Below are 20,676 nucleotides of genomic sequence, written 5' to 3' on the forward strand. Positions count from 1 at the left end.
CGAGAAGAACGAGGAGTACCTGACGTGGCCCGTTACGCCGGAGCCGACTGCCGCCTCTGCCGGCGCGAGAAGATGAAGCTGTTCCTCAAGGGCAGCAAGTGCGAGTCCCCGAAGTGCCCGATCGAGATCCGGCCGTACCCGCCGGGCGAGCACGGCCGGGGCCGCAGCAAGGACAGCGAGTACCTCCTGCAGCTGCGCGAGAAGCAGAAGGCCCGCCGCATCTACGGCGTCCTCGAGAAGCAGTTCCGCGGCTACTACGAGGAGGCCAACCGCAAGACCGGCAAGACCGGTGAGGTCCTGCTGCAGATCCTCGAGTCCCGCCTGGACAACGTCGTGTACCGGGCCGGCTGGGGCGAGAGCCGCGACATGGCCCGCCAGCTGGTCAAGCACGGCCACATCCGGGTGAACGGCCGCAAGGTGGACATCCCGTCCTACCGGGTCAGCGCGAACGACATCATCGAGGTCGCCGAGAAGTCGCGGCGGATGGTGCCCTTCGAGATCGCCCAGGCCCGCGCCGGCGAGCGTCCCGTGCCGCCGTGGCTGGAGGTCATCACCGGCCAGCTGCGCGCGGTCGTGCACAGCGTCCCGGCCCGCCAGGTGATCGACACCCCGGTCCAGGAGCAGTTGATCGTCGAGCTCTACTCCAAGTAAGGGCTCGCAGCACCACAGCACCACCGGCCCCGGCGGGCGGACCGATGTCCGCCGGGGCCAGCACCACCCCCCTCACGGCGTCATATGGCGGGCGCCGGAGGACCGAGAAGGAGAACAACCGTGCTCATCGCACAGCGTCCGACGCTGACCGAGGAGACCATCACCGAGCACCGCTCGCGGTTCGTCATCGAGCCGCTCGAGCCGGGCTTCGGCTACACCCTCGGCAACTCGCTGCGCCGCACCCTCCTGTCGTCGATCCCGGGCGCTGCCGTCACCAGCATCCGGATCGAGGGCACCCTGCACGAGTTCACCACCGTGCCCGGGGTCAAGGAGGACGTCACCGAGATCATCCTCAACCTCAAGGGCCTGGTCGTCAGCTCCGACTCCGACGAGCCGGTGACCATGTACCTGCGCAAGCAGGGCCCCGGCGAGGTCACTGCCGCCGACATCGCGCCCCCGGCCGGTGTCGAGGTGCACAACCCCGACCTGCACATCGCCACCCTCAACGGCAAGGGCCGGCTGGAGATCGAGCTGGTCGTCGAGCGCGGCCGCGGCTACGTCCCCGCCCCGCAGAACAAGCAGCCCGGCCAGGAGATCGGCCGCATCCCGGTCGACTCGATCTACTCGCCGGTCCTCAAGGTCACCTACGCCGTCGAGGCCACCCGCGTCGAGCAGCGCACCGACTTCGACCGCCTCGTCGTCGACGTCGAGACCAAGCCGTCGATCGCCCCGCGCGACGCCATCGCCTCCGCCGGCTCCACGCTGGTCGAGCTGTTCGGCCTCCTGCGCGAGCTGAACGTCGACGCCGAGGGCATTGAGGTCGGCCCGAGCCCGGCCGAGGCCGCCGACATCGCGAACTTCTCGATGCCGATCGAGGACATGGACCTCACCGTCCGGTCCTACAACTGCCTCAAGCGCGAGGGCGTGCACACCGTCGGCGAGCTGGTCACCCGCTCGGAGGCCGACCTGCTCGACATCCGCAACTTCGGGGCCAAGTCGATCGACGAGGTCAAGATGAAGCTGGCGGCCATGGGCCTCGCGCTCAAGGACAGCCCGCCCGGGTTCATCCCCACCTCCGTCGAGAGCTACGACGAGGGCTACGAGACCGACGCGTACCACGGCAGCGCCGAGTACGGCACCGAGTACGGCCAGGTCCAGTACGACGACGGCTCCTACCAGGAGACCGAGCAGCTCTGACGCTGCCACGGACGGGCGGCGGGGGGACCTGCCGCCCGTCCGGGCGGGAGCGCCCGCCACACTCGATCCAGCGAACGACAGCACCACCTGGTTGCAGCCGGCAGACGCCCCCGGCCGCCTGAGGAAGGACCGACATGCCCACCCCCACCAAGGGCCCCCGTCTCGGCGGGTCCGCCTCCCACGAGCGGCTGATGCTGGCCAACCTGGCCACCTCGCTGTTCGAGCACGGGCGGATCACCACCACCGAGGCGAAGGCGAAGCGGCTGCGGCCGTTCGCCGAGAAGCTGGTGACCTTCGCCAAGCGCGGTGACCTGCACGCGCGCCGCCAGGTGATGACCGTCATCCGGGACAAGGACGTCGTCCACCACCTGTTCGCCGAGATCGGCCCCCGCTTCGAGAACCGGCCCGGCGGCTACACCCGCATCACCAAGGTCGGCCCGCGCAAGGGCGACAACGCCCCCATGGCGGTCATCGAGCTGGTCGAGGGCCTGACCGTGGCGCAGGAGGCCGTCGGCGAGGCCGAGCGCGCCCGCGGCACCCGCTTCGCCGCCGGTGCCGGCGCGGCCGCCGCGTCCGGTGAGGTCACCGCCGACGCGGTCGAGGCCGCCGACGAGACCCCCGCCGTCGACGACACCGACGCCGAGGTCACCGACGCCGACACCGACGCCGCCGTCGAGGCCATCGAGGCCTCCGACGACGCCGACGCCACCGCGGCCGACGCAGACGCCCCGGCCGAGGACGCGGACGGCTCCAAGTGACCGAGCAGCCGGGTCGCGACGGCGACGCGGGCGCGGCCGGCGTCCGCCCCGGCGGCGGCGACCAGGGCGCCACGTTCGAGGGCGAGACCACCGGTCCCGGCGGCGACACCTCGCCCGCCGTGGTCTCCGGTGAGGTCGACCCCGAGGCGCAGCAGGTCGTCACCGACGTCTTCAACCCCGACGGCGACCGTCAGGACGACGGCGCGGTGACCGAGCAGCCGAAGGCGGAGAACGTCGCCGTCGTCGAGGACCCGGCGCTGTCCCCGGACGTGGCCGCCGCGGCCGCGGCCGAGGTCGAGGCCGCCGAGCTCGGCGACGCCGCCACCGCGGGCACCCACGCCCCCGGCGGCGAGTCGGCGCCCGACCCCCGGTAGCCGTCGCTGAACCCCGCGCACACCACGGACGAGCCCGCCCCCGATCCCGGGGGCGGGCTCGTCCGTCTCCGCCTCGACGTCGCCTACGACGGCACCGCCTTCTCCGGCTGGGCCCGCCAGCCCGGCCGGCGCACCGTGCAGGCCGAGCTCGAGGACGGCCTGGCCACAGTGCTGCGCCGTCCGGTCCGGCTCACCGTCGCCGGGCGCACCGACACCGGCGTGCACGCGACCGGTCAGGTGGCGCACGCCGACGTGGCCCGCGACCTGTGGGAGGAGCACCGCGCCCGGCTGGTGCGGCGGCTGCGCGGCGTCCTGCCGCCCGACGTCGCCGTGCACACCGTGAGCGAGGCGCCCGCGGGCTTCGACGCGCGCTTCGCCGCGCTCGCCCGGCACTACCGCTACCGGCTCACCGACGCCGACGGCGGCCCCCCTCCGCTGCGGCGGGCCGACACCGTCGGCTGGCCCCGCCGGGTCGACGCGGCCGCCATGGACGCCGCCGCGGGGCTGCTGCTCGGGCAGCACGACTTCGCCGCGTTCTGCCGCCGCCGCGAGGGCGCGACCACGATCCGCGTGCTGCTCGACCTCGGCGTCGAACGCGACGGCGACCTGGTGACGGTGCGGGCGTCGGCGGACGCGTTCTGCCACTCGATGGTGCGCAGCCTCGTCGGCGCGCTGCTGGCCGTGGGGGAGGGCCGCCGGGAGCCCGGCTGGCCGGCGCAGCTGCTCACCCGCCGCGTGCGGGCCGACGAGGTCGTCGTCGCCCCGCCGGGCGGGCTGACGCTGGTGCGCGTGGACTACCCGGCCGACGCCGACCTCGCCGCCCGGGTGGAGCGGACCCGCGCGCTGCGCAGCTGAGGCGTCAGGGCAGCGCGGCGACCGCCTCGTCGATCGGGGTGTCGCCGCCGACCAGCTCGACCACCTCGTTCACCTTCCTCGCGTCGAGCAGGGCGAGCAGGACCGCGGCGACGTCGTCGCGCGGCACCTCGCCGTACCCGACGCCGTGGGCGAGGGTGACGCGCCCGGTGCCCGGGTCGTCGGTGAGCCGGCCGGGTCGCACGATGACGGTGTCGAGGGCCGTGCGGGGCAGGATCTCGTCCTCGGCGCGCAGCTTGGCCTGCAGGTAGACCGCGAAGACCGGGTCCATGCCCTGCGGCGTGCCCTGCCGGGCCTGCTCGACGCCCATCGAGGAGACCAGGAGATAGGGCCGCACCCCGGCGCGCTCGGCGGCGTGCGCGAGGAGCACGGCTGCGCCGTGGTCGACGGTGTGCTTGCGGGCCTCGCCGCTGTTCGGTCCGGCCCCGGCCGCGAAGACGACGGCATCGGCCCCGCGCACCACCTCGGCCACCTCCTCGACCGAGGCGGACTCCAGGTCCAGGACGGCGGGTTCGACGCCGTCGGCCTCGAGGTCGGCCGTGTGGTCGGGGTTGCGGACGATCCCCACCGCCGTGTCCCCGCGGGCGGCGAGGAGCCGGCCGAGGCGGCGGGCGATCTGTCCGTGGGCACCGGCGATGACGACGCGCATGCCGCCGGGCTACCCGCCGGGGCGCCCGGTCACCCGCCGGCCTGCTCGCGGGCGCGGGCGAGGTCGGCGGGGGTGTCGCAGTCGGTCCAGGGGGCCGGGGCGCCGGGCGCCGGGACGGGGCGCCAGCGGGTCACCGTCAGCGCGGCCACGACGCGGCGTACCGGCGCCGGGCCCTGCGCCGCGCCGACCGCTCGCCGCAGCGCCGCGGTCCGCCAGACGCCGAGCAGGTACTGGTCGCGTCCGGCGTCGTCGACGACGAGAACCCCGTCGGCGGTGAGCCGCCCGCGTAGCTCGCTGACGACCGCCGGGGTCACGAACGGGAGGTCGCCGGCGAGCACCGCCACGACGTCGGTGCCGACGGCCGCCAGCCCCGCGCGCAGGGCCGCCACCGGCCCGCCGCCGGGCGGGTGCTCGCGCACCACGACGACGCCGTCGGGGACCGGCTGCGGCGGCCCGACGACCACCCGGTGGTCGGCGTCGGCGACCGCGTCGAGGACGCGGGCGAGGATCGGGCGGCCGCCCACCTCGAGCTGGGGCTTGGCGCGCCCGCCGAGCCGCGCCGCCCGGCCGCCGGCCAGCACCACGGCCGCGTAGGGCGGCAGGGGGGCCGGCGTCGCGTCCACGACCGCACCGTAGGGGCCCGGCGTGGGTACCGTCGCCGTTCGTGGGACGAGTCACCAGCCGCACGCCCGTGCTCCGCATCCGCGGCCCCGTGCACACCACCCGGCCCGACACGGTGGCGTCGGAGGAGCCGCTGGAGATCCGGCTGAACGGGTCGCCGCTGGCCGTCACGATGCGCACCCCCGGCGCGGACTTCGACCTGGTGCACGGCTTCCTCGCCACCGAGGGCGTGATCGCCGGCATCGAGGACGTCGCGGGCCTGCGCTACTGCAACTCCGTGGACGACGAGGGCCGCAACACCTACAACGTCGTCGACGTCGACCTGGCCACCGGCGTCGAGCCGCCGGCCACCGCGCTGGACCGGAACTTCCTGACGTCGAGCTCCTGCGGGGTGTGCGGTAAGGCGAGCATCGAGGCGATCCGCACCCGCAGCCGCCACGACGTGGCCGCCGATCCCATCCGGCTCGACCTCGGCACCCTGCTCGCGATGCCGGACCGGCTGCGGGCGGCGCAGGAGGTGTTCAGCAAGACCGGCGGGCTGCACGCGGCCGGGCTGTTCACCGCCGACGGCGAGCTGGTGTCGCTGCGCGAGGACGTGGGCCGGCACAACGCGGTGGACAAGGTGATCGGCGACGGCGTGCGCGAGGGCCGGCTGCCGCTGGCCGGGCACGTGCTCATGGTGAGCGGGCGGGCCAGCTTCGAGCTGACGCAGAAGGCGGCGATGGCCGGCATCCCGGTGCTGGCGGCGGTGTCGGCGCCGTCGTCCCTGGCGGTCGAGCTCGCCGCCGACGCCGGCATCACGCTCGTGGGCTTCCTCCGCGGCGACGGCTGCAACGTCTACAGCAGGACGGACAGAGTGCTGCTGGACTGAGCCGCCCCGCGAGGCGGTGACCCGGTGGCGGGCCCGGAGGGTCCCCGGCGGGTCGCCGGAAGGGGCTCAGCGCAGGCCGGGACGGCACCTGGCCGCGGTGGAGGCCGGCAGGCCGACGTCAGGCATGGTCGCCGCCGCGCAGCTGCGACACGACGTGGGGGAGGAGCGGGCCGAGGACCGCGAGCCCGTCGCGCACCCCGCCGGTCGAGCCGGGCAGGTTGACGACCAGCGTCCGTCCCGCGGTGCCGGCGATGCCGCGGGAGAGCACCGACGTCGGCACCTTCCCCTCCCCGTAGCGGCGCACCGCCTCGGCCAGGCCGGGCGCCTCCCGCTCGACCACCGCGCGGGTGGCCTCGGGCGTCACGTCGGTGGGGGACAGACCCGTGCCGCCGGTGGTGAGGACGACGTCGGCGCCGGACGCGACCGCCTCGCGGATCACCGCGGCCAGCGCCTCGGCGTCGTCCGGGCGCACGTGCGGGCCCTCGACGGCGAACCCCAGCGCGCGCAGCCCCTCGGCCAGCGCCTGCCCGCTGCGGTCCTCGTAGACCCCGGCCGAGGCCCGGTTGGACGCGGTGACGACGACGGCGCGCGCGTCCGCGGGGAGCTCGCTCACCGCCGCCACTCCCCGCTCTTGCCGCCGGACTTCGCCAGCAGCCGCACGTCGGTGATCGCCGCCCGCGGGTCGACCGCCTTGACCATGTCGATGACGGTCAGCCCGGCCACCGCCACCGACGTCAGCGCCTCCATCTCCACGCCCGTCCGGTCGGCGGTGCGCGCGGTGGCGGTGATCTCCACGGCGTCGTCGGCGACGGTCACGTCCACGGTGACGCCGTGCAGGGCGATCGGGTGGCACAGCGGCACGAGGTCCGGCGTCCGCTTGGCCCCGGCGATGCCGGCGATCCGCGCGACGGCGACGGCGTCGCCCTTGGGCACGCCCTCCCCGCGCAGCAGCGCCACCACCTCGGGGCTGACCAGCACCCGGCCGGCCGCGGTGGCCTCGCGGGCGGTGACGGGCTTGGCGGAGACGTCGACCATCCGGGCCGCCCCGGACTCGTCGACGTGGGTGAGACGGTCGCTCACTGCAGGGCTCCCTCGATCAGGACGACGTCGACCTCGGCGCCCGCGGGCAGCTCGGTGACGTCCTCGGGCACGACGACCAGGCAGTTGGCCCGGGCCAGGTGGGCGACCAGGTGCGAGCCGGGCCCCCCGACCTGGGAGACGCGGCCGGCGTCGTAGCGGCCGCGGAGGAACTGGCGGCGCCCGGCGGGGGAGCGCAGCGGCGCGGTGAGCACCGCGGGCGCCCGCAGCCGGCCGGGGGCCGCGTGGCCCAGCGCCTGCCGCAGCGCCGGGCGCACGAACACCTCGAAGGACACGAACGAGCTGACCGGGTTGCCCGGCAGGGTCACCACCGGCACGCCGTCGACGGTGCCGCAGCCCTGGGGCCCGCCGGGCTGCATCGCGACCTTGAGGAACTCGACCGTGCCGAGGGTGAGGAACGCGTCCTTGACCACCTCGTAGGCGCCCGCGCTCACCCCGCCGCTGGTGACCAGCAGGTCGGCCTCGGCCAGCTCGGCGCGCACGGTGGCGAGGAACTGGTCGACGTCGTCGGGGACGAAGTGCAGCCGCCGCGCGGTGCCGCCGGCGTCCTCGACCGCCGCGCACAGCAGCAGCGAGTTGGACTCGTAGACCTGGCCGGGCAGCAGCGGCTCGCCGGGCTCCACCAGCTCGCTGCCGGTGGACAGCACGAGCACCCGCGGGCGGCGGCGCACCCAGAGCGTGCGGGCGCCCACAGCGGCGGCGAGGCCCAGCTGCGCGGCGCCCAGCGGGCTGCCGGCCTCCAGCGCGACGGTGCCGGCGGTGATGTCCTCCCCGGCGCGGCGCAGGTGGGTGCCGGCGGCGGGGGCGTCGCGGATCTCGACGACGTCGGTGGCCGCGTCGGTGAGCTCCACGGGGACGACGACGTCGGCGCCCGGAGGCAGCAGCGCGCCGGTCATGATCCGCTGCACGGTGCCCGGCTGCAGCGGGTCGACGCCGGTGCGCCCGGCGGGCAGGTCGTCGGCGACCGGCAGCCGCACGGGCAGCTGCCCGAGGTCGGCGCTGCGGGCGGCGTAGCCGTCCATCGCCGAGTTGTCGAAGCCGGGCAGGGGGACGCCGGCGGTCACGTCGCGGGCGAGCACCCGGCCGTGCGCCGCGGCGACCGGCACCTCCTCCTCGCCGAGGGGGGCGAGCAGCGCGGCCACCGCCGCCTGGTGTTCCTCGACCGTGCGCACCGGGTCATCCTGGCCGATCGCCCCGCGGCCGGCTGGCGGGCGTCCGGGGCGGCGGGCAGCGTGGGCAGCCGTGACCGGCGTGGTGGTGCTCGGGCAGGTGGGGCGAGACCTCGTGCTGCAGGTCACGGAGCTGCCCGGCGCGGGCGGGTCCGCCGACGTCGGCGAGCGCCTCGAGGTGGCCGGCGGCAAGGGCGCCAACCAGGCCGTCGCGCTCGCGCAGCTCGGCCTCCCGGTGGCGCTGGTCGGCGTCGTGGGGGAGGACGGCGAGCCGCTGCTGGACCGGGCCCGCGCCGACGGGGTCGACGTCACCGCCGTCGTCCGCCGGCCGGGCGTGCCCAGCGCGCTGCTGGTCGACGTCGTCGAGGCCGACGGCACGCGCCGGCTGCTCGAGGACGTCCCGGACGGCGTGCTGCTCACCGCCGCGGACGTCGCCGCGGCCGGGGACCTGCTCGCCGGGTGCGCCGCGCTGGTCCTGCAGCTGCAGCAGCCGGGGGAGGCGGTCCGGGCGGCCCTCGACCGGGTCGGCCCGGACGCGCTCGTCGTCGCCGACGGCGCCCCCGCCGACGACGGCACGCGGGACGCGGTGCTCGCCCGCGCCGCCGTGCTCCGCGCCGACGCCAGCGAGGCCGCGCTGCTGGTCGGCCGCGGGCTCGACGGGGTCGGCGACGTCCGGGCGGCCGCGCGGGAGCTGCTCGCGGCCGGCCCGCGGCTGGTCGCGCTGTCCGCGGGCGCCGACGGCGACCTGGTGGCCTGGCGCGGCGGCCCCTCCCCGGCGGCCGGCGGGCAGCCGTGGCCGGACGACGGCGACCTGCTCCTGCCGCTGCACGACCACCACCCCGCCGACCCGACCGGCGGCGGGGACTCCACCGTCGCCGCGCTGACGGCCGCGGTGCTCGGCGGTGCCACCCCGGAGGACGCGGCCCGGGCGGCGTCCGCGGCGGCCACGCTGACCGTCGGCCGGCTCGGCGGGCGCCCCGCGCTGACCGCCGCGGACCTCGCCGCGCAGGTCGCCCGCGAGCGCGCGGCGCAGGCATAGGAAGCTCTCCCTGCGTCCGCACGCCCGGAACGTGCGGACAGCTTCCGATGCCTGCCACCCGAGAGGAGCACGCACGTGGCCGAGTACGAGCGGATGCTGGACGCCAACGAGGAGTGGGCCCGCGACTTCCCGGGCGCCCTGCCCGTGGCCCCGGCGCGCAAGGTCGCCGTCGTCGCCTGCATGGACAGCCGGATGCCGCTGTTCCCCCTGCTGGGGCTGGCCGTCGGCGACGCGCACGTCATCCGCAACGCCGGCGGCGTCGTCACCGACGACACCATCCGGTCGCTGACCATCTCCCAGCACCTGCTCGGCACCCGCGAGATCGTGCTCGTGCACCACACCGACTGCGGGCTGCAGAAGACCGACGACGCCTCCTTCGCCGACCTCGTCGAGGAGGCCACCGGGGCGCGCCCGCCGTGGCCGGCGCAGGCCTTCACCGACGTCGACGAGGACGTCCGCGAGTCGATCCGGAAGCTGCGCGCGAGCCCGTTCCTGCTGTCGAAGGACGTCTGCGGGACCGTCTACGACGTCACGACCGGGCGACTCCACCGCGTCGAGGCCGACTGACCACCCGTCCCCGTCACTAGGCTCGCGCCCCGTGACGGGGACGCGGAGCAGGTGGACGGCGGCCGGCGCGGTCGCGGCGGGGGTGCTGCTGGCGGGCTGCACCAGCACGGTGTCCGGGACGGCGACGCCGCTGGCCAGCGCCCCGCCGACGACGAGCGAGGCGCCCGACCCCACGCCGTCGGAGCCGCCGGTCGACGTCACCCCGGCGCCCGCGCCCACGGTCGGCACGCTGCTCGAGGCGCACCGCATCGCCTCGGTGACCTCGCTGGTGCAGGCGACCTTCCCGGCGCGCACCGACACCTGCTTCCCGAGCGGGCCGTGGAGCGACGCCGGCGCCCTCGACGCGGCCTACTTCGGCTCGGGCACCGCGGGGACGGTCCTGGACCGCTGGGGCTTCGTCACCGCGTGGGGGCAGTGCAACAGCGACCCGGCCGACGGCCGCGCGACCCTGACGATGGTGGCCGAGCTGTCGGACCCGGAGTCGGCGCGGCGGGCCGCCGCCGAGCTCGCCGCCGACCAGGCCGGCGCCGGCTACGAGCCGACCTCGGTGCCCGGCGTCGACGGCGAGGCCGTGCTGCTGGAGGACGGCGGCGAGGACGTCGTCCAGGTCTTCGTGCCGGTCGGCCGGATGCTGGCCTACGCGTACCACACGGCGGCCGCGGGCCAGGGCCTCGACGACGTCGGCCGGCTGATGACCGACCAGGTCGGGCTGCTGCAGGGGTTCACGCCCACGCCGCAGGCGCAGGTGCCCACGCTGCCTCCCGACCCGGTGGGCCTCCAGTCGCTCACGCTCGACCCGCCGGGTGACTTCACCGACTTCTCCGGCCCCTACGACCTCGAGGGCTACCTGCGGCTGGCGATCGACCCGGCGCGCGAGCGCGACCTGCTGTCGGCCAACGGGTTCCGCGGCTTCTACTCCAAGCAGTCCGACGAGGACGAGCTCAGCTATGCGGTGGCGCTCTACGCCTTCCCGACGTCGACGCAGACCAACGCCGTCTACACGACGTTCGCCGAGCTCGAGGCCACGGAGTTCGGCGGCACCCGGTTCACGCTGCCGTCGATCCCCGACGCGCCCTGCTTCTGGTTCGAGTCGGGGGAGAGCTTCTACCAGCGCTGCTACGTCGGCTACGGCAGTTACCTCGCGAGCGTCGACGTGCTCGGCCTCACCGCGCCCGACGACGTCGCCGCGATGGACCGGCTGCTGCCCGCCCAGCGCGACCTGATCGACGGCTGAACCGGCTGGTATCGTCGTCGGCTGGTGCGCGGCCGCCGGCTGGTGCGCGCGCGCCGTCCCCGTCTCCCGTGCTCGGTGAGGCGATCCCACCAGCCGCCCCGACGACGACGGAGGACAGTGCCGTGCGCACGTACTCACCCAAGCCCGGCGAGGTCGACCGGGTCTGGCACGTCATCGACGCCACCGACGTGGTGCTCGGTCGACTCGCCAGCCAGATCGCGACCCTGCTGCGCGGCAAGCACAAGCCCCAGTTCGCACCGCACGTCGACGTCGGCGACTTCGTCGTCGTCGTGAACGCCGGCAAGGTCGCCCTGACCGGCTCCAAGCGGGATCAGAAGACCGCCTACCGGCACTCCGGCTACCCGGGCGGCCTCCGGGCGATCAACGTCGGCGACCAGCTGCGCACGCACCCCGACCGCGTCGTCGAGCGCGCCGTCAAGGGCATGCTGCCGCACAACAGCCTCGGCCGGCAGATGATCAAGAAGCTGAAGGTGTACGCGGGCCCCGAGCACCCGCACGCCGCCCAGCAGCCCCAGACCTTCGAGATCAAGCAGGTGGCCCAGTGACCTCCGCCCTGACCGTGACCGACGCCGAGGGGCGTCCCGTCCAGACCGTCGGCCGGCGCAAGGAGGCCGTCGTCCGCGTGCGGCTCGTGCCGGGCACCGGCCAGTTCCGCCTCAACGGCCGGACGCTCGAGCAGTACTTCCCGAACAAGGTCCACCAGCAGCTCATCCGTGAGCCGTTCGTGACCCTCGAGAAGGCCGAGCAGTACGACGTCGTCGGCATCCTCAAGGGCGGCGGCGTCACCGGCCAGGCCGGCGCGCTGCGCCTGGCGATCGCCCGCGCCCTCATCGAGGTCGAGGCCGAGGACCGCCCGGCGCTCAAGAAGGCCGGCTTCCTCACCCGCGACGCGCGGGTCAAGGAGCGCAAGAAGTACGGCCTCAAGAAGGCCCGCAAGGCGCCTCAGTACTCGAAGCGCTGACCGGTACCGCCGTGGGTCGCCTGTTCGGGACCGACGGCGTCCGGGGTCGGGCCAACGCCGACCTCACGCCGGAGTTGGCCCTCTCGGTGGCCCGTGCGGCCGCCGGTGTGCTCGCCGACCGCGACGGGACCTCGCGTCCCGTCGCGGTCGTCGGCCGTGATCCCCGCGCCAGCGGGGAGATGCTCGAGGCGGCCGTCGTCGCGGGCCTGGCCAGCGCCGGCGCCGAGGTGCTCCGCGTGGGCGTGCTCCCGACGCCGGCCGTCGCCTTCCTCACCGCCGAGACCGGCGCCGACCTCGGCGTCATGATCTCGGCGAGCCACAACCCGATGCCCGACAACGGCATCAAGCTGTTCAGCCGCGGCGGCCACAAACTGCCCGACGCCGTCGAGGCGGCGATCGAGGCGAGCGTGCAGACCGGCACCGCCGCCCACCGGCCCACCGGCGCCGCCATCGGCCGCGTCCGGGACCTGCCCGGCGGCGCCGCCGACTACGCCGACCACCTGCTGTCGACGCTGCCCGCCCCCGTCGCGGGGCTGCGCCTGGTCGTCGACTGCGCGCACGGGTCGGCCGCCGCCGGCGGGCCCGACGTCTACCGCCGCGCCGGCGCCGACGTGACGGTCATCGGCGGCGAGCCCGACGGCTGGAACATCAACGACGGCATCGGCTCCACCCACCTGGGCCCGCTGACCGAGGCCGTCCGCGCCACCGGCGCCGACCTCGGCATCGCCCACGACGGCGACGCCGACCGCTGCCTGGCGGTGACCGCCGACGGCGAGGTCGTCGACGGCGACGCGATCCTCGCCGTCTGCGCGCTCGGCCTCAAGGAGCGCGGCGCGCTGGCGCAGGACACCGTCGTCGCCACCGTGATGAGCAACCTCGGGTTCCACCACACGATGCGCGACGCCGGCATCGCCGTGCACACCACCGCCGTCGGCGACCGCTACGTTCTCGAGGCGCTGCGCGCCCGCGGGCTGTCCCTCGGCGGGGAGCAGAGCGGCCACCTGGTCTTCCTCGACCACGCCACCACCGGCGACGGGCTGCTCACCGGGCTGTCGCTGCTGTCGCGGATGTCGGTCACCGGCGCCTCGCTCGCCGAGCTCGCCTCGGTCGTGCAGCGGCTGCCGCAGGTGCTGGTGAACGTGCCGGTGCGCGACCGGATCGCCGTCGTCGAGAGCGACACCGTCGCAGGCGCGGTCAACGCCGCCGAGGAGGAGCTCGGCGACGACGGCCGGGTGCTGCTGCGCCCGTCGGGCACCGAGCAGCTGGTGCGGGTCATGGTCGAGGCGCCCACCCAGGAGTCCGCCGACGCGATCGCCGCGCGGCTGGCCGAGGTCGTCGCCGCCGTCGACTGACCCCTGGACCGCCGGGCCGGACGGGACGACCATCGTCCACCACCGGCCTCCGGGAGGACGTCGTGACCGTGCGGATGAGGGACCTGCTCGGCGGTGTGGTCGACCGGCTCCGGTACGAGCCGACGGCCAAGCGCGTCCGGGCCGAGGTGGACGGCGCCGTCGTCGCCCTGACCGACCGGGCGCTGCTGGTCTGGGAGCCCCGCCGGGTGGTGCCCGCCTACGCGGTGCCGGTCGAGGACCTGCGCGCGGCGCCGGTCCCGGGCCGCGGCGCCGTGCCGGACGAGCCCGCGGGGACCGGCTTCGCCCTGCCCGACGTGACCGAGCTGCGCGTGCTCGACCCGCGGGTGCCCTTCGCCGTCCGCAGCACGCCGGGGGAGCCGGTGCTGGTGCCGGTCCCCGGCAGCGACCGCACGGTCGAGGGGTTCTGCCCGGCCGACCCGGCGCTGGCCGGGTACGTCGTCCTCGACTGGGCAGGCTGCGACGCCTGGTTCGAGGAGGACGAGCGGCTGCACGGCCACCCGCGCGACCCCTTCCACCGGGTCGACGTCCGCGCCGGGTCGCGCTCGGTGCGGGTGTCGGCCGGCGGCCAGCTGCTCGCCGACTCGGCGCGGCCCGCGCTGGTCTTCGAGACCTTGCTGCCGGTCCGCTGGTACCTGCCCGCCGCGGACGTCGTCGCCGACCTGGAGCCGAGCCCGACCCGGACGGAGTGCGCCTACAAGGGCGTGGCGCACTACTGGTCGGTGCGCACCGACGACGGCCTCGTGCCCGACGCGGTGTGGAGCTACCCCGACCCGCTGCCCGACGCGGCCCAGCTCACCGGGCTGCTGTGCTTCTTCGACGAGCGCTTCGACGTCGCGGTCGACGGCGTGCCGCGGCCCCGGCCGGTCACCCCCTGGTCCTGAGGACGCAGAGCGTCGCCGGGAGGGGTGGGGGCCGGAGGCTCCCGCGATCGAGCGGCGGGGTGGGCTCCGCGCGGCGGGGGACGGCTCCTGGTCGCGGTGTCGTCCGGAGGACGACCGTGTCGTTGTGACGCGTGGGGCGCGGGGCGCGCGTCACGGCGTCGGAGGACGGATCGGTCCGCCACCGCCGGTACCCTCGGTCCACATGTGCGGCATCGTGGGTTACGTCGGCCCGCAGAACGCCCTGGACGTCGTCCTGGAGGGCCTGCGGCGGCTCGAGTACCGGGGATACGACTCCGCGGGCGTGGCGGTCCGGGTCGAGCGGGACGGTGAGGGCGCGCTCGCCGCGGCCAAGAAGGCCGGCAAGCTCGCCAACCTCGAGAAGGTGCTGGCCGACGCGCCGCTGCCGGAGTCGACCATCGGCATCGGCCACACGCGGTGGGCCACCCACGGCGGGCCGACCGACCGCAACGCCCACCCGCACCTGTCCGCCGACGGCCGGGTCGCGGTGATCCACAACGGGATCATCGAGAACTTCGCCGCGTTGCGCGCCGAGTGCGAGGCCCGCGGCATCGAGTTTCGCTCCGACACCGACACCGAGGTCGTCGCGCACCTGCTCGAGGCGGCCTACCGCGACCTGCCCGCGGGCCCCGGCCGGCTGGCCGAGGCGCTGCGCGTGGTGTCCCGCCGGCTCGAGGGCGCCTTCACGCTGGTCGCCACGCACGCCGACGAGCCCGACACCCTCGTCGCCTCCCGCCGCAACAGCCCGCTGGTGGTCGGCGTGGGCGACGGCGAGTACTTCCTCGGCTCCGACGTCGCCGCCTTCATCGCGCACACCCGCGAGGCGCGCGAGCTCGGCCAGGACCAGGTCGTCGAGATCGACCGCACCCGCGGCCTGACCGTCACCGACTTCGACGGCGCCCCCGCCGAGCCGGTGGCCTACACCGTCGACTGGGACGCCGCCGCCGCCGAGAAGGGCGGCCACGACTGGTTCATGCTCAAGGAGATCGCCGAGCAGCCGCAGGCCGTCGCCGACACCCTGCTCGGCCGGCTGGGCGAGGACGGGGAGCTGGTCCTCGACGAGGTGCGCCTGTCGGACCAGGAGCTCCGCGACATCGACAAGATCTTCGTCGTCTCCTGCGGCACCTCGTTCCACGCCGGGCTGATCGCCAAGTACGCGATCGAGCACTGGACGCGCATCCCGGTCGAGGTCGAGGTGGCCAGCGAGTTCCGCTACCGCGACCCGGTGCTCGACCGCTCCACGCTCGTCGTCGTCATCAGCCAGTCCGGCGAGACGATGGACACCCTCATGGCGCTGCGGCACGCCAAGGAGCAGAAGGCCCGCACGCTGGCCATCTGCAACGTCAACGGCTCGACGATCCCGCGCGAGTCCGACGCCGTGCTCTACACGCACGCCGGGCCGGAGATCGCCGTCGCCTCGACCAAGAGCTTCCTGGCGCAGATCGTCGCCTGCTACCTCGTGGGGCTGTTCCTCGCGCAGGTGCGGGGGATCAAGTACACCGACGAGGTCGCCTCGATCGTCCACGAGCTGCAGAAGCTGCCCGAGGCCGTCGAGCGGGTGCTGGCCCAGATGGAGCCGGTGCGCGAGCTCGGCCGCTCGCTGGCCGACGCCGACACGATCCTGTTCCTCGGCCGGCACGTGGGCTTCCCCGTGGCGCTCGAGGGCGCGCTCAAGCTCAAGGAACTCGCCTACATCCACGCCGAGGGCTTCGCCGCCGGCGAGCTCAAGCACGGCCCGATCGCCGTCATCGACCAGGGCACGCCGGTGGTCGTCGTCGCGCCGTCGCCCCGCGGCCGCAGCCTGCTGCACGGCAAGGTCGTCTCCAACATCCAGGAGATCCGGGCCCGCGGCGCGCGCACGATCGTGATCGCCGAGGAGGGCGACGAGGACGTCGTGCCCTACGCCGACCACCTGATCCGGGTGCCGCGCACGCCGACCCTGCTCGCGCCGGTGGTGACCACGGTGCCGCTGCAGATCCTCGCCTGCGAGATCGCCGACACCCGCGGCTTCGACGTCGACCAGCCCCGCAACCTGGCCAAGAGCGTCACCGTCGAGTAGCCGCGCGACGGGCCGCACGGCGACGGCGACGGCGGCACGGCAGACTGGCCCGGTGATCATCGGGGTGGGGATCGACGTGGTCCCCGTGACCCGCTTCGCCGAGTCGCTCACCCGCACGCCCGGCATCCGCGACCGGCTGTTCACCGCCTCCGAGCAGGTGACGCCGTCGGGCAACCCGCGGACGGCGGAGTCGCTGGCCGCGCGGTTCGCCGCCAAGGAGGCCGTCGCCAAGACGCTCGGCGCCCCCGGCGCGCTGCAGTGGCACGACGCCGAGGTGACCGTCGGCGAGCACGGCCGCCCGCACCTGGAGGTGCGCGGCACCGTCGCCGCCCGGGCCGCGGAGCTCGGCATCACCCGCTGGCACGTGTCCCTGAGCCACGACGGCGGGATCGCCTCCGCGGTGGTCGTCGCCGAGGGGGGACCCGCGTGATCGGGCTGTCCACCGCCGCCGAGGTCCGCGCCGCCGAGGACGTGCTGCTCGCCGCCGGCCGCGAGGGCGCGCTCATGCAGCGGGCGGCCACCGGCCTGGCCGTCGTCTGCCTGCGGCTGCTCGGCCGGGCGCACGGCGCCCGCGTCACGCTGCTCGTCGGCGCCGGCAACAACGGCGGGGACGCGCTGTTCGCCGGCGCGCAGCTGGCCGCCCGCGGCGCCCGGGTGACCGCCGTCCTGTTCGACGCCGACCGCGCCCACCCCGCCGGGCTGGCCGCGCTGCGCCGCGCCGGCGGGCGGGTCACCGGCCCGGAGGGGCCCGACGGGCTCGACCGCGCCGACCTCGTCCTCGACGGCATCGTGGGCATCGGCGGCCGCGGTGGCCTGCGCACCGAGGCGGCCCGGCTGGCGGAGCGGGCGGCCACCGGACCGGGGCTGACCGTCGCCGTCGACGTGCCGAGCGGCGTGGACGCCGACACCGGCGCGGTCGAGGGCGCGGCGTTCGCCGCGGTGCACACGGTCACCTTCGGCGCGGTCAAGCCCGGCCTCGTCGTGGGGGAGGGGCGCGGGTACGCCGGCACGGTCCACCTGGTCGACATCGGTCTCGCCCCGCACCTGGCCCCGGCCCGCGCGCACCAGCTCACCGACGCCGACGTCGCCGCGCACCTGGAACCGCCCGGCCCCACCGACGACAAGTACTCCCGCGGCGTCGTCGGGGTGGTGGCGGGCTCGGCGGTCTACCCCGGCGCCGCCGTGCTGTGCACCGGGGCGGCGCTGCGCACCCGCCCGGGGCTGGTCCGCTACGCCGGCACCGCCGCCGACGGCGTCCGCGCCGCCTGGCCGGAGGCCATCGTCACCGACGGCCGGCCCGGCGACGCCGGCCGCGTGCAGGCCTGGGTGGCCGGCCCCGGGATGGGCACCGACGACGACGCCCGGAGCGTGCTGGCCGAGGTGCTGGCCACCGACCTGCCGGTGGTGGTCGACGCCGACGCGCTGACGATGGCCGCGCGCGAGCCGGACCTCGTCCGCGGCCGCACCGCGCCCACCGTGCTGACCCCGCACGACCGGGAGTTCGAGCGCTTCGGCGTCCCGGTCGGCGGCGACCGCATTAGCAGTGCCCGCCGGCTCGCCGCCGACCTCGGCGCCGTCGTCCTGCTCAAGGGCGACGCCACCGTGGTCGCCGCGCCCGACGGCACCGCGTTCGTCAACGCCACCGGCACCTCCGACCTGGCCACGGCCGGCAGCGGCGACGTCCTGTCGGGGGTCCTCGGCTCGCTGCTGGCCGCCGGCACGCCCGCGGCGGAGACGGCCGCGGCGGCCGCCCACCTGCACGGCCGGGCCGGCCAGATCGCCGCGGCTCGCGGGCCGATCCTCGCCTCCGACCTCGTGCGGGTGCTGCCGGACACCGTCGGCCGGGTGCGCGGGGGCGGCGACGCGCTCCTGGGACACTCGGGGGCGTGAAGCAGCCAGCTCCCCGGGCCGAGGTGGTCGTCGACCTCGACGCGATCGCGGCGAACACCGCCGTGCTCCGCGAGCGGGTCGGCCGTCCGCTCATGGCGGTGGTCAAGGCCGACGGCTACGGGCACGGTCTGGTGCCGGCCGCGCGGGCGGTGCTCGCCGGCGGTGCCGACGCGCTCGGCGTCGCCGTCCTCGAGGAGGCGCTCGCGCTGCGTGCCGCCGGGGTCACGGCGCCGCTGCTGGCCTGGCTGCACGCGCCGGGCACCGACTTCGCGCCCGCGCTGGAGGCCGGCGTCGAGGTGTCGGCCAACGCGGAGTGGGGGCTGGCCGAGGTCGTGGCCGCCGCCCGCGCCACCGGCCGTCCCGCGCGGCTGCACCTGTGCGCCGACACGGGCCTGTCCCGCGAGGGCGCCACGACCGCCGACTGGCCCGCGCTGGTGGCCGCGGCGGCCCGCGCGCAGGCCGACGGCGAGGTCGAGGTGGTCGGGCTGTGGAGCCACATGGCCTACGCCGACGCCCCCACCCACCCGACGATCGGCGCGCAGGTGCGGGTGTTCGAGGAGGCGGTCGGCATCGCCCGCGCCGCCGGCCTCGACGGCACCCGGCACCTGGCCAACTCCGCGGCCACCGTCGCGCTGCCCGACACCTGGTACGACATGGTCCGCCCCGGCGTCGCCCTCTACGGCCTCGACCCGCTCGGCGGCGACCCCGCCGTCCACGGCCTGCGGCCGGCCATGAGCGTGCGCGCCCGCGTGGCGCTGACCAAGCGGGTGCCGGCCGGCGTCGGCGTCTCCTACGGGCACACCTACTCCCCGGAGCGGGAGACGACGCTGGCGCTGGTCCCGGTCGGCTACGCCGACGGCGTCCCGCGCGCCGCGGGCAACCGCGCACCCGTGCTCGCCGCCGGCGCGCAGCGGACGATCGCCGGCCGCGTGTGCATGGACCAGTTCGTGCTCGACGTCGGCGACGACGCCGTCGCCCCGGGCGACGAGGTGGTCCTGTGGGGCTCGGGCGAGCGCGGCGAGCCGACCGCCCAGCAGTGGGCCGACGCGGTCGACACCATCCACTACGAGCTGGTCACCCGGGTCGGCGGGCGGTTCACCCGCCGCCACGTCGGGTCGGCGGGGGCGGTCTGATGGCACAGCGGTCGAGCCGGCGGGCGCCGGCGCACCCGGGACTGACCGGGGCGCTGGAGCGGCACCCGGCGGTCGGGATCGCCGGCGCGGTCGTCGGCCTCGCGGCGGCCACCACCGCCGTCGGCGTCGCCGTCGCGCGCATCGCCACCCGCCGGGTGCGGGCCGAGCGGCTCAGCCCGGGCGGAGCGCTGCCGGAGGGCGCCAGCGACGCCGAGCTGCGCGAGGACGACCCGCTCGGCGCCGCCGCGCGCCGGGCCGACCGGACGGCGCAGGTGCAGGCCGACGACGGCGTGCTGCTCGCCGTGGACGAGGTCGGCCCGCTCGACGCGCCGCTGACCGTCGTCTTCGTGCACGGCTACACGCTGTCGATGGCCTCCTGGACCTACCAGCGCCGGTCCCTGGGCGCGGAGCTGGCCACCGCGAACGGCCACCGGCCCACCGCTCGGCTGGTCTTCTACGACCAGCGCGGGCACGGCTCGTCGTCCCGCGGGCCGGCGGAGAACTCGACGATCGAGCAGCTGGCCCGCGACCTCGCGCGGGTGCTCGAGGAGCGGGTGCCGGAGGGGCCGGTCGTGCTGGTCGGCCACTCCATGGGCGGCATGACCGTCATGGGCCTGGCCGACCTGCACCCGGAGCTGTTCGGCACGAAGGTCGCCGGCGTCGCGCTGGTGTCCACCTCCAGCGGCCAGCTGGCCGACCTCGACTTCGGCCTGCCCGACTTCCTCACCCGCGTGCGCGCCGCGGTGCTGCCCGTGGCCGCCTGGACGATGCGCCGGCGGCCGGTGTTCGCCGAGCGCACCCGCCGGCTCGCCGCCGACGTCGTCTCCGCGGCGACCTGGTCGCTGTCGTTCGCCTCCACCGACGTCGATCCGCGGCTGGGCCGCTACGTCGACGCGATGATCGCCGGCACCCCGGTCGACGTGATCGCCGAGTTCTACCCGGCGCTGGCCGGCCTCGACGAGACCGGCGCGCTCGCGCCGCTGCGCCGGGTGCCCACGCTCGTGCTCACCGGCGACGCCGACCGGATGATCCCGCCGGCGCACAGCGACACCCTGGTGGAGCTGCTCGGCGGCGAGGGGCCGGCGGTCGAGCACGTCGTCGTCCACGACGCCGGGCACCTGGTGACGCTGGAGAAGCCGCAGGAGGTCACCCGGGCGCTGGCCGGCCTGGTGCGCCGGGTGGCCGCGGAGACCGCCCGCATCCGCCAGGAACCCGGCCGGTAGGTCCCCGCGGGGAGCC

Annotated in this window: 23 protein-coding genes; 18 read left to right on the top strand and 5 right to left on the bottom strand. The window is 76.0% G+C overall.

Going from position 1 to position 20,676, the window contains the following annotated elements; genetic code table 11:
* Window positions 1–24: 24 nt before the first annotated feature.
* The 5 genes from rpsD (at window position 25) to truA (ending at window position 3,835) form a co-directional block, all read left to right on the top strand.
* Entirely contained in the window at window positions 25–651 is a 627-nt protein-coding gene (gene rpsD, locus BUE37_RS16270) for a 30S ribosomal protein S4 (protein ID WP_073421374.1), read from the top strand.
* A 120-nt stretch (window positions 652–771) separates the two neighbouring features.
* Complete coding sequence (locus BUE37_RS16275) at window positions 772–1,848, top strand: DNA-directed RNA polymerase subunit alpha (protein WP_073421376.1); 1,077 nt, start codon at window positions 772–774, stop codon at window positions 1,846–1,848.
* Between the two features lie 134 nt (window positions 1,849–1,982).
* Window positions 1,983–2,606: a 50S ribosomal protein L17 gene (gene rplQ / locus BUE37_RS24915; protein WP_073421378.1), complete on the top strand. Its 624-nt coding sequence runs from the start codon at window positions 1,983–1,985 to the stop codon at window positions 2,604–2,606.
* On the top strand, window positions 2,603–2,980 hold the full coding sequence (locus BUE37_RS16285) for a hypothetical protein (RefSeq protein WP_073421380.1): 378 nt from the start codon (window positions 2,603–2,605) through the stop codon (window positions 2,978–2,980). Before rplQ ends, BUE37_RS16285 begins: the two co-directional genes overlap by 4 nt.
* A 6-nt stretch (window positions 2,981–2,986) precedes the next feature.
* Window positions 2,987–3,835: a tRNA pseudouridine(38-40) synthase TruA gene (gene truA / locus BUE37_RS16290; RefSeq protein WP_073421381.1), complete on the top strand. Its 849-nt coding sequence runs from the start codon at window positions 2,987–2,989 to the stop codon at window positions 3,833–3,835.
* A gap of 4 nt (window positions 3,836–3,839) precedes the next feature.
* On the opposite strand, the gene BUE37_RS16295 is transcribed toward truA, so the two are convergent.
* The gene (locus BUE37_RS16295) at window positions 3,840–4,502 is read right to left on the bottom strand and encodes an NAD(P)H-binding protein (RefSeq protein WP_073421382.1); all 663 of its coding nucleotides are present in this window, start codon (window positions 4,500–4,502) and stop codon (window positions 3,840–3,842) included.
* Window positions 4,503–4,531: 29 nt separating this feature from the next.
* Window positions 4,532–5,125: a molybdenum cofactor guanylyltransferase gene (gene mobA, locus BUE37_RS16300; protein ID WP_073421384.1), complete on the bottom strand. Its 594-nt coding sequence runs from the start codon at window positions 5,123–5,125 to the stop codon at window positions 4,532–4,534.
* 41 nt (window positions 5,126–5,166) lie between these two features.
* On the opposite strand from mobA, the gene fdhD reads away from it, so the two are divergent.
* Window positions 5,167–5,994 (top strand): formate dehydrogenase accessory sulfurtransferase FdhD, encoded by an 828-nt coding sequence (fdhD, locus tag BUE37_RS16305; protein ID WP_073421385.1) that lies wholly within the window; start codon window positions 5,167–5,169, stop codon window positions 5,992–5,994.
* A 118-nt stretch (window positions 5,995–6,112) separates the two neighbouring features.
* Here the strand turns inward: fdhD and BUE37_RS16310 are convergent, their stop codons facing one another.
* From BUE37_RS16310 to moeA, 3 genes are read right to left on the bottom strand one after another with little or no spacing between them, the layout of a single operon-like run.
* Entirely contained in the window at window positions 6,113–6,607 is a 495-nt protein-coding gene (locus BUE37_RS16310) for a MogA/MoaB family molybdenum cofactor biosynthesis protein (RefSeq protein WP_083628771.1), read from the bottom strand.
* Entirely contained in the window at window positions 6,604–7,074 is a 471-nt protein-coding gene (gene moaC / locus BUE37_RS16315; protein WP_073421388.1) for a cyclic pyranopterin monophosphate synthase MoaC, read from the bottom strand. Before moaC ends, BUE37_RS16310 begins: the two co-directional genes overlap by 4 nt.
* The gene (gene moeA, locus BUE37_RS16320) at window positions 7,071–8,264 is read right to left on the bottom strand and encodes a molybdopterin molybdotransferase MoeA (protein ID WP_073421390.1); all 1,194 of its coding nucleotides are present in this window, start codon (window positions 8,262–8,264) and stop codon (window positions 7,071–7,073) included. The genes moaC and moeA overlap by 4 nt, the downstream gene beginning before the upstream one ends.
* Window positions 8,265–8,334: 70 nt before the next feature.
* Here moeA and BUE37_RS16325 point away from each other — a divergent pair, with 70 nt between their 5' ends.
* From BUE37_RS16325 to BUE37_RS16380, 12 genes are all read left to right on the top strand, one after another.
* Entirely contained in the window at window positions 8,335–9,300 is a 966-nt protein-coding gene (locus BUE37_RS16325; protein WP_073421392.1) for a PfkB family carbohydrate kinase, read from the top strand.
* Between the two features lie 75 nt (window positions 9,301–9,375).
* Entirely contained in the window at window positions 9,376–9,867 is a 492-nt protein-coding gene (locus BUE37_RS16330) for a beta-class carbonic anhydrase (protein WP_073421394.1), read from the top strand.
* Window positions 9,868–9,898: 31 nt separating this feature from the next.
* Window positions 9,899–11,101, top strand: a complete 1,203-nt coding sequence (locus tag BUE37_RS16335; RefSeq protein ID WP_139253010.1) for a DUF7373 family lipoprotein — start codon at window positions 9,899–9,901, stop codon at window positions 11,099–11,101.
* A 122-nt stretch (window positions 11,102–11,223) separates the two neighbouring features.
* Entirely contained in the window at window positions 11,224–11,667 is a 444-nt protein-coding gene (gene rplM, locus BUE37_RS16340) for a 50S ribosomal protein L13 (protein ID WP_073421397.1), read from the top strand.
* Window positions 11,664–12,083 (top strand): 30S ribosomal protein S9, encoded by a 420-nt coding sequence (gene rpsI / locus BUE37_RS16345; RefSeq protein WP_073421399.1) that lies wholly within the window; start codon window positions 11,664–11,666, stop codon window positions 12,081–12,083. Before rplM ends, rpsI begins: the two co-directional genes overlap by 4 nt.
* An 11-nt stretch (window positions 12,084–12,094) precedes the next feature.
* Window positions 12,095–13,435: a phosphoglucosamine mutase gene (glmM, locus tag BUE37_RS16350; RefSeq protein WP_073421401.1), complete on the top strand. Its 1,341-nt coding sequence runs from the start codon at window positions 12,095–12,097 to the stop codon at window positions 13,433–13,435.
* 62 nt (window positions 13,436–13,497) lie between these two features.
* Entirely contained in the window at window positions 13,498–14,337 is an 840-nt protein-coding gene (locus BUE37_RS16355) for a DUF427 domain-containing protein (protein ID WP_073421403.1), read from the top strand.
* 202 nt (window positions 14,338–14,539) lie between these two features.
* Window positions 14,540–16,414, top strand: coding sequence for a glutamine--fructose-6-phosphate transaminase (isomerizing) (glmS, locus tag BUE37_RS16360; RefSeq protein WP_073421404.1), 1,875 nt, complete (start codon window positions 14,540–14,542; stop codon window positions 16,412–16,414).
* Window positions 16,415–16,466: 52 nt separating this feature from the next.
* Window positions 16,467–16,844 (top strand): holo-ACP synthase, encoded by a 378-nt coding sequence (locus BUE37_RS16365; RefSeq protein WP_073421405.1) that lies wholly within the window; start codon window positions 16,467–16,469, stop codon window positions 16,842–16,844.
* On the top strand, window positions 16,841–18,304 hold the full coding sequence (locus BUE37_RS16370) for a bifunctional ADP-dependent NAD(P)H-hydrate dehydratase/NAD(P)H-hydrate epimerase (protein WP_073421406.1): 1,464 nt from the start codon (window positions 16,841–16,843) through the stop codon (window positions 18,302–18,304). The genes BUE37_RS16365 and BUE37_RS16370 overlap by 4 nt, the downstream gene beginning before the upstream one ends.
* Window positions 18,301–19,437: an alanine racemase gene (gene alr, locus BUE37_RS16375; RefSeq protein ID WP_073421408.1), complete on the top strand. Its 1,137-nt coding sequence runs from the start codon at window positions 18,301–18,303 to the stop codon at window positions 19,435–19,437. The genes BUE37_RS16370 and alr overlap by 4 nt, the downstream gene beginning before the upstream one ends.
* Window positions 19,437–20,660 (top strand): alpha/beta fold hydrolase, encoded by a 1,224-nt coding sequence (locus tag BUE37_RS16380; protein WP_083628773.1) that lies wholly within the window; start codon window positions 19,437–19,439, stop codon window positions 20,658–20,660. Before alr ends, BUE37_RS16380 begins: the two co-directional genes overlap by 1 nt.
* The last annotated feature ends 16 nt before the right edge of the window (window positions 20,661–20,676 follow it).

Source organism: Geodermatophilus nigrescens (assembly GCF_900129495.1).
Taxonomy (GTDB): domain Bacteria; phylum Actinomycetota; class Actinomycetes; order Mycobacteriales; family Geodermatophilaceae; genus Geodermatophilus; species Geodermatophilus nigrescens.

Excerpts from the sequence above, each read along its gene's own strand:
- BUE37_RS16380 (WP_083628773.1), top strand. The coding sequence starts at position 19,437 with ATGGCACAGCGGTCGAGCCGGCGGGCGCCGGCGCACCCGGGACTGACC.
- BUE37_RS16295 (WP_073421382.1), bottom strand. The coding sequence starts at position 4,502 with ATGCGCGTCGTCATCGCCGGTGCCCACGGACAGATCGCCCGCCGCCTC.
- rplQ (WP_073421378.1), top strand. The coding sequence starts at position 1,983 with ATGCCCACCCCCACCAAGGGCCCCCGTCTCGGCGGGTCCGCCTCCCAC.
- glmS (WP_073421404.1), top strand. The coding sequence starts at position 14,540 with ATGTGCGGCATCGTGGGTTACGTCGGCCCGCAGAACGCCCTGGACGTC.